At 65.9% G+C, this 4,433-nt stretch carries 3 protein-coding genes; 1 reads left to right on the top strand and 2 read right to left on the bottom strand.

Going from position 1 to position 4,433, the window contains the following annotated elements; all coding sequences use genetic code 11:
* Positions 1-152: 152 nt before the first annotated feature.
* Positions 153-1,112, bottom strand: a complete 960-nt coding sequence (locus D3105_RS32605; RefSeq protein ID WP_118906439.1) for a MerR family transcriptional regulator — start codon at positions 1,110-1,112, stop codon at positions 153-155.
* Between the two features lie 253 nt (positions 1,113-1,365).
* Here D3105_RS32605 and D3105_RS32600 point away from each other — a divergent pair, with 253 nt between their 5' ends.
* Positions 1,366-2,640, top strand: a complete 1,275-nt coding sequence (locus D3105_RS32600) for a GTP pyrophosphokinase (RefSeq protein WP_118906438.1) — start codon at positions 1,366-1,368, stop codon at positions 2,638-2,640.
* Between the two features lie 135 nt (positions 2,641-2,775).
* On the opposite strand, the gene glnA is transcribed toward D3105_RS32600, so the two are convergent.
* Positions 2,776-4,137, bottom strand: coding sequence for a type I glutamate--ammonia ligase (gene glnA / locus D3105_RS32595; RefSeq protein WP_006124033.1), 1,362 nt, complete (start codon positions 4,135-4,137; stop codon positions 2,776-2,778).
* Between the last annotated feature and the right edge of the window lie 296 nt (positions 4,138-4,433).

Here is a 4,433-nt window from a genome sequence, read left to right as displayed (position 1 = left end):
CCCCCGGCCCCGTCACCACCGGGAACGCCGCCGGTGCAGGGCCCGGCGCTCCCGCCCTGCCCGCGCCCCTCCCCGGAAGCGTGGGCAGTTGTCAGTACCCCTTGTTGGGTTGCCCGGTGGTTGCAGACCGGTCAGACCTTCGAGGTACGCGGTCAAGGGGGGTGGGCACAAAGGCCCCCGGGAGCCACCTCGGGACTATGGTGCATGGCGTGGATCCCCGCCCCCTCATCCGCCGTGAGCACGGCCGGCTCTTCGGCCAGTTCCATACAGCGCAGGCGGGCCGGGGAGAAGTCGTAGGGCATCTTTCCGGTGGCTTCGAGCACACTCATGCCCCTGCCGGAGCCGGAACCTGAACCGTCCTTCTCGTCATCGCCGGACTCAGGGTGCGCAGCGTCCCAGGCATCGAAAAGGGCGTCGTCGTCCTCGTCGAGGCCGGACTCCTCGATGACGGCATGCAGCGCGGTTTCGAAGGCGTGCCGTTCGGCGGCCACTTGAGCCACCCGCGGGTCGTCGACGGCGACGCTGTCGTCGAGTGCCTCCTCCGCCTCGTCGATGCGGTCGGATTCCTGCCGCAGGGCGGGATGCGTGGCCAGGGCGACGAACCGCGTGGCCTGCACGGCTGCTCCGAGCGGACCGAAGATCCGCTCGGTGACCAGCAAGGTGTCCAGGTCGGCCTGGCGCAGGGAGTTCCCGGACAGGCCCTTGAGACAGTCGGTGACCAGGTCGGACAGCAGTCCCATTCGGCTGCCTTCGACGCGCATCCGCTGCACGGCGGTCCGTTGGCGTCGCAGTTGCGCCTCCTGGGCGGCGAGGGATGCCTCCACGCGCTCCAACATGGCCTCGATGCCGTCTCCGCCGTGTGCTTCGGTGGACCCCTCGGCGAAAGCCTCGCCGATGTCCTCCAGCGCGATACCGGCGTCGGCCATCCTGCGGATCCACAGCAGGCGGATCATGTCCTCGTAGCCGTAGCGGCGGCGGTCGTCGCCACCCCGCTCGGGTTCGGGGAGCAGGCCGATCTCGTGGTAGTGCCGGATCGCCCGCGGCGTGCAGCCGGCAAAGGCCGCCGCGTCGCCGATCCTGACCTGACGGGGTGGCACGAAAGACGCGGGCATGGGCGGGGACCTTCTCTCGAGGGATCGGGACGTACGTCCACCGGACCACATGACGCTACGGAAGGTGCAACCCTCTCCCTGGAGGGCATAGCCGTCAATCCTCAGCGAACTGTCCCATAGCTGCGGGCCCTGTCGGCACCGTCGCCGGCAGGGCCGACTTCGTTGAAACCGGAAACCTCTCCGGCGCCCTGGGGCATCCTGTTGTCCGATGCATGGCGCAGCACTCTCAGCAGACACGACGATGGGGCCGAGGATGCAACTGATCGATGAATTTATTTCCAGATACATCAGAGAGTACGACTTCTACAGCCAAGCCGCCCGACTGGCGGCCGAAACACTGGAAAGCAATCTCCACAGGTCAGGAGTCCGCTGCATCGTCACCCATCGCGCCAAGGACATATCCCGGCTCGCCGAGAAATGCGAGAAGCGTCACGCGGAAGATCCCTACAAAGAGATCCAGGACATCTACAGCGACATCGTCGACCTGGCAGGGGTGCGCGTCGCTCTCTACTTCCCCGGAGACCGGGAGCGCGTGGACAGAATTATCAACAGATTCTTCCACCTCCTGGAGGAGAGGCGAGATTTTCCGGACCCCGGAAAAGTCAACCCCTCCAAGAAATTCTCCGGTTACTCCGCCGCACACTACAGGGCCCAGTTGTCCGAACGCAGCCTGGGCGACAGCGACAAGAGGTACGCCAAGGCGCGTGTGGAGATCCAAGTCGCCTCGGTTTTGATGCACTCGTGGTCCGAGGTCGAGCACGACCTCATCTACAAGCCACTCGAAGGAGGGCTCTCCGAGGAGGAGCTCCATATCCTGGACCAACTCAACGGGCTGGTCCTGGCCGGCGAAATCGCCCTCGAAATGCTGCAGAAGGCAGGAGAGGTCCGCGTCGCCAGCACCGACCGCACCTTCCTCAACCATTACGAACTCGCCGCCCACATACTCGCCCACGCGAACAAGGAACGGAAGAGCCCGGTCGAAGAGTCGGGACTCGGCCGAGTTGACCTTCTCTTTCAGCTTCTCACCGATCTGGAGTTCAACACGCCGAACTCGCTGGCGCCCTTCATTTCATCCCTGCACGAAAATCTGGAAGAGCGCCCACTGGCCGATCAAGTCATTGATGCGATAATCTCCGAGGATCCCGAGCGGTACCGAAGGTTTGAAGAAATCCAATTCCAGATGAGCTTCTCGTCCATGAATCCCCCTTCCTCCGACCAGTCCACGATATCCGATGAAATCGTCGGTCGGTTCTGGTCCAAATGGACAGCGCTGGAGAAGACCCTGCGCGGGCTCGCCGTCGTGGACCCCGAGGACACGCGGTTCATGGGCGTGGGGGCTCTCATCAACAGGATTCCGAACCTCACCGAACCCCTCAAGCGTGAACTCGACTATTTGCGGCGCATCAGGAATGACCTGGTCCACAGCGGCGAAATACCCGGGGCGGCTTTCCTTCAGGAAGCGATCGAGAGGATCGTCGCCGTCACGGCTCGGCTGTCCAAGCTGAAGGAGCCTCCGCAGGCCGGGTAACCATCCGCCCGCCTCGGCGAAACCCGCGACGGCCCACAGGCGGCCCGGCACCCGGCGAAACACCTCGGGCCGGAGGCTCACCGCCTCCGGCCCGGAATCACACCTCGCGGACGGCTGCAGCCGTCCGAACTACCGCTAAAGCACCGGCAGAAGCGCCTTCAGCTCGAAGGCCGTGACCTCGCTGCGGTACTCCTCCCATTCCTGCTTCTTGTTGCGCAGGAAGAAGTCGAAGACGTGCTCCCCCAGCGTTTCGGCGACCAGTTCGCTCTTCTCCATCAGCGAGATCGCCTCGCCCAGGTTCTGCGGGAGCGGTTCGATGCCCATCGCGCGGCGTTCGGCGTCGGAGAGGGCCCAGACGTCGTCGTCGGCGCCGGCCGGGAGTTCGTAGCCCTCCTCGATGCCCTTGAGGCCCGCGGCGAGCAGGACCGCGTAGGTGAGGTAGGGGTTGGCGCCGGAGTCGATGGAGCGGACCTCGACGCGGGCCGAGCCGGTCTTGCCGGGCTTGTACATCGGGACGCGGATGAGGGCGGAGCGGTTGTTGTGGCCCCAGCAGATGTACGAGGGGGCCTCGCCGCCCGCGCCGGCCGCGCGGGAGGAGCCGCCCCAGATGCGCTTGTAGGAGTTGACCCACTGGTTGGTGACGGCCGAGATCTCCGCCGCGTGCTTCAGGAGGCCCGCGATGAACGAGCGGCCCACCTTGGAGAGCTGGTACTCCGCACCCGACTCGTAGAACGCGTTGCGGTCGCCCTCGAACAGGGAGAGATGGGTGTGCATGCCCGAGCCCGGGTACTCCGAGAACGGCTTCGGCATGAACGTCGCCTGCACGCCCTGCTCCAGCGCGACCTGCTTCATCACCAGACGGAACGTCATGATGTTGTCCGCCGTGGACAGCGCGTCCGCGTACCGCAGGTCGATCTCCTGCTGGCCGGGGGCGCCCTCGTGGTGGCTGAACTCGACGGAGATGCCCATCGATTCGAGCATGGTGATCGCCTGGCGGCGGAAGTCCATGCCGACGTTCTGCGGCGTGTGGTCGAAGTAGCCCGAGCTGTCCGCCGGCGTCGGGCGGGTGCCGTCGACCGGCTTGTTCTTCAGCAGGAAGAACTCGATCTCGGGGTGCGTGTAGAAGGTGAAGCCCAGGTCGGACGTCTTGGCCAGGATCCGCTTCAGGACATAGCGCGGGTCCGCGAAGGACGGCGAGCCGTCCGGCATCAGGATGTCGCAGAACATCCGCGCCGTGCCGGGGGCCTCCGCGCGCCAGGGCAGGATCTGGAAGGTGCCCGGGTCCGGCTTGGCGATCATGTCCGACTCGTAGACCCGTGCGAAGCCCTCGATCGCCGAGCCGTCGAAGCCGATGCCCTCGTCGAAGGCCTGCTCCAGCTCGGCCGGGGCGACGGCGACGGACTTGAGGAACCCGAGGACGTCGGTGAACCACAGCCGCACGAAGCGGATGTCGCGCTCCTCAAGGGTCCTGAGGACGAATTCCTGCTGCTTGTCCATTGCCACATCCTTGCAGTTCAGACGGTCCGTGCACCACCGCCCGGGGTAGGGGGACACTTCAGTATCGCGACCCGGGATTTCCCCCAGATTACGCACACGGTGTGAGAGAGAGCACTCGGCCACCCACTACCATCGGCGACCGAGCAGCGGTCGGCTTCGGGGCCTGCTTCCTTTCCGGCTTCCCGCCCGTCCGCGCGCCCCGGTCCACGGACCGTGCTCCCGCCTCCCGGCCCCTTCGCAGAAGGACTCCACGACATGAGCCACGACCCCCGGTACCCCCAGCCCCAGGCCCCCGC

The organism is Streptomyces globisporus (assembly GCF_003501885.1).
GTDB lineage: Bacteria > Actinomycetota > Actinomycetes > Streptomycetales > Streptomycetaceae > Streptomyces > Streptomyces globisporus_D.
Note: the sequence above shows the minus strand (reverse complement) of the source record. Positions and strands in the feature narration are given on the sequence as shown.

Coding starts and splice junctions, on each gene's coding strand:
- D3105_RS32605 (WP_118906439.1), bottom strand. CDS start 1,112: ATGCCCGCGTCTTTCGTGCCACCCCGTCAGGTCAGGATCGGCGACGCG.
- D3105_RS32600 (WP_118906438.1), top strand. CDS start 1,366: ATGCAACTGATCGATGAATTTATTTCCAGATACATCAGAGAGTACGAC.
- glnA (WP_006124033.1), bottom strand. CDS start 4,137: ATGGACAAGCAGCAGGAATTCGTCCTCAGGACCCTTGAGGAGCGCGAC.